The sequence below is a fragment of the Aeromicrobium sp. REDSEA-S32_B7 genome (genome assembly GCF_001626145.1).
Lineage (GTDB): Bacteria > Actinomycetota > Actinomycetes > Propionibacteriales > Nocardioidaceae > Aeromicrobium > Aeromicrobium erythreum.
Genome location: NZ_LUNF01000203.1, coordinates 1 through 3,189, shown reverse-complemented (window position 1 = coordinate 3,189; position 3,189 = coordinate 1). Strand labels below are relative to the sequence as shown.

The 3,189-nt window shown below is 72.0% G+C and carries 4 protein-coding genes; all 4 read right to left on the bottom strand.

The window, feature by feature from the left end; translation table 11 throughout:
• On the bottom strand, positions 1–225 hold a 225-nt coding region (locus tag A6Q79_RS13610; RefSeq protein ID WP_317698618.1), incomplete at its 3' end, for a hypothetical protein.
• Positions 226–300: 75 nt separating this feature from the next.
• A complete protein-coding gene (locus A6Q79_RS13605; protein ID WP_286689647.1) occupies positions 301–1,677 on the bottom strand; it encodes a DHA2 family efflux MFS transporter permease subunit in 1,377 nt (458 codons plus the stop codon).
• A complete protein-coding gene (locus tag A6Q79_RS13600; protein WP_286689648.1) occupies positions 1,674–2,579 on the bottom strand; it encodes an amidohydrolase family protein in 906 nt (301 codons plus the stop codon). The genes A6Q79_RS13605 and A6Q79_RS13600 overlap by 4 nt, the downstream gene beginning before the upstream one ends.
• A complete protein-coding gene (smpB, locus tag A6Q79_RS13595; protein ID WP_067855602.1) occupies positions 2,580–3,056 on the bottom strand; it encodes an SsrA-binding protein SmpB in 477 nt (158 codons plus the stop codon).
• Between the last annotated feature and the right edge of the window lie 133 nt (positions 3,057–3,189).

The window sequence follows — 3,189 nt, the reverse complement described above, 5'->3', positions numbered from 1 at the left end:
GTAGGAGATCGTCCGCTGCACCGAGATGATGTCGTGCAGCTCGTTCTTCAACGCCTCCCCGCTGAGCCCCTGGGCGCTGTCGTAGTAGCCGTCCCGCGGTGCGGCGTCCGCGGCACGCGGCACCACGGTCAGGACGAGCGTGAGGATGATGGTCAGGCCGGTGTACCGGGACGTGCGCCGGCTCGTGGCCGCGCACCCCCGTCCGGCTCCCCCGAGTCGGTTCATGGGCACACCCCACACCATCGGCGACACGACGCGCCAGAGGGCGCGCCGGAGTTCACCGGATGGTCACACAGGGCGTCACGACGTGGTCGGCGCGCGCTCCGGGTCGGCCGAGCGTCCGTGCACGAGAGCGGCCGCGCACACCGAGGCGACGACCAGCAGCCCGACGCACATCAGCGTCCCTGCCCGGAAGCCCGGCCCGAACACGTCCGGCGACGCGAAGTCGGCGCCGGCGATGCCCGCCAGCGGCGGGATCGCCGCCACCGCGAGCAGGCCGGCCGTGCGGGAGACCGCGTTGTTGATGCCCGACGCGATCCCGGCCTGCTCGTCGGGTGCCGCTGCGAGGACGGCAGTCGTCAGCGGCGCCACCAGCAGCGTGATCCCCAGACCCAGCAGGGTCGCGCCCGGCAGGACGTCGACCCAGAAGCGCGCGTCGGCGCCGACTCGCAGGAGCAGCAGCAGTCCCGCCGCCGACACGAGCGGCCCGACCGTCATCGGGATCCGCGGTCCGACCCGCTGGCCGAACGCCCCCGCGCGCGACGACAGCAGCAGCATGAGCACCGTGAGCGGCAGCGTCGCGAGGCCCGCCTCGAGCGGCGTGTAGCCGGCCACGTACTGCAGCTGCAGCACCAGCAGGAACATCGTGCCGCTCAGCGCCGCGTAGATCGCGAACGTGCAGATGTTCGCGGCCGTGAAGACTCGGTCGGCGAACAGCGACAGCGGGACGAGCGCGTGCGGCGAGCGCGCCTGGTGCACGACGAACGCCACGAGCAGCACCACGCCGACCAGCGCCGGCCACGAGGTCTGCTCGACCAGCCCGTAGGTGAGGAACGCGAGCGTGCCCACGGTGAGCGCAGCCCCCTCGACGTCGAGCCGGGTCTGCGCGCCCCGCGACTCCGGCACGTGCCGCAGCGTCACCCACACCACCGCCACGGCGAGCGGCACGTTGATCCAGAACACCGAGCGCCAGCCGACCGCGTCGACGAGCGTGCCGCCGACGAGCGGGCCCAGCGCGGTCGTGACGCCCGCCAGGCCCGACCACAGCCCGATCGCCCGACCGCGGTCCTCCGGCCGGATCGACGCCGAGATGATCGCCAGGCTTCCCGGCGTCAGCAGCGCTCCCCCGACGCCCTGCAGACCGCGCGCCGCCACCAGCACCTCGATCGTCGGCGCCACCGCGCAGAGCACCGACGCCGCGCCGAACCAGACGACCCCGACCACGAACACCCGACGTCGGCCGTAGCGGTCGCCCAGCGACCCGCCCACGAGGATGAGCGAGGCGAGCGCGAGCGTGTAGGCGTTGACGGTCCACTGCAGCCCGGCGACCCCCGCCTGCAGGTCGTCGTCGACCGCCGGCAGCGCCAGGGTGACGATCGAGCCGTCGAGGAAGGCCATCCCCGTGCCGAGCACCATGGCCGCCACGAGCCACCGGCCCGCCGCGGAGTCGAGCCTCACGTCTCGCGCCCGAACAGCGCGGCCCCGTTGTGCCACAGCACCCGGCGCAGCCAGTCGTCGCCGAGCTCGAGCCGCTGGAGCACCTCCACCTGGTGCGCGTAGGCGTAGGGGATGTTCGGGTAGTCGGTGCCGAACAGCACGCGGTCGCCGAGGTCTGCCAGACGCGGTCGTAGCGCCGTCGCGAGCTCGTGCGAGCCCTCCCAGAAGTCGACGAGCACCATGGTGGTGTCGAGGCGGACCTCGGCGAAGCGGTCGGCGAGGTCGAGGAACGCCTCGTACTCCGGCATCCCGAGGTGGGCGACCACGATCCGCAGCCCCGGGAAGCGCTCGAGCACCCGCGCGACGCCGTCCGGACCAGTGTGCGTGCCGGGCGCCGGACCCGACCCGGCGTGCAGCACGACAGGCGTGCCGCTCTCGGCGAGCGTGCCCCACACCGGGTCGAGCAGCGGGTCGTCGGCAGCGAAGTCGCCCACCTGCAGGTGCGCCTTGAACACCTCGACCCCCGACGCCACGAGCGCCGGCACGTAGGTCGCGGCCTCCGGCTCGGGGTAGAACGTCGCCGAGCGCAGCGCCTCGGGCACGCGTCGGACGAAGTCGAGGGTCCAGTCGTTCATGAACGTCGCGACGCCAGGGCGGTGGGCGTACGAGAGCGCCGAGAAGTGCCGGACGCCCATGTCGCGCAGGTGCGCGACGCGTTCTTCGTCGCTGCCGCGGTACGTGATCGGCCAGGGACGGCCCAGCAGCGGGCCAGCGGAGTCGAAGTACGCCCAGACCTTCGCCAGCACCTTCGGGTGCATGAAGTGCACGTGCACGTCGAACAGTCCGGGAAGGTCGAGCGACGCCGTGAGCGACGGCAGGTCGGCGTCGGCCAGCCCGGGGCGGTCGGCGTCCGCCGAGGTCATCTAGCGGATGCCCTTGATCTTGCGACCGATCTCGCGCTGCGCGTCGGCCTTGGCCTGGCGCTCGGCGATGGCGTGCCGCTTGTCGTACTGCTTCTTGCCGCGGGCGAGGGCGATCTCGACCTTCGCGCGACCGTCCTTGAAGTACAGCGCGAGCGGCACGATCGTCAGGCCCTTGGCCTGGATGCGCTGCTCGATCTTGTCGATTTCCTGGCGGTTCAGCAGCATCTTGCGACGCCGCCGCGTCTCGTGGTTCGTCCACGTGCCCTGGCTGTACTCGGGGATGTGCACCTGGATCAGCCAGGCCTCGCCGTTCGCGATCTCGCCGAAGCCGTCGACCAGGGACGCCCGACCGGCACGCAACGACTTCACCTCGGTGCCCGTGAGGACCAGGCCGGCCTCGTAGGTGTCCTCGATGTGATAGTCGTGGCGCGCCTTCTTGTTCTGCGCGATGAGCTTGCGCCCGGTCTCCTTGGCCACCGACCCATCCTAGTGCGTCGGGCCACACGGCCCCGGGCCGGTCACGGCCGGCTCGTCAGAGCCAGCCCATGGGGTTCACGGTGACGCCGTTGGCGATGACCATGAAGTGCAGGTGGCAGCCGGTGGAGTAGCC

Bases quoted from the DNA above. Each gene is read 5' to 3' on its own strand.
- A6Q79_RS13600 (WP_286689648.1), bottom strand. From the start codon at position 2,579: ATGACCTCGGCGGACGCCGACCGCCCCGGGCTGGCCGACGCCGACCTG.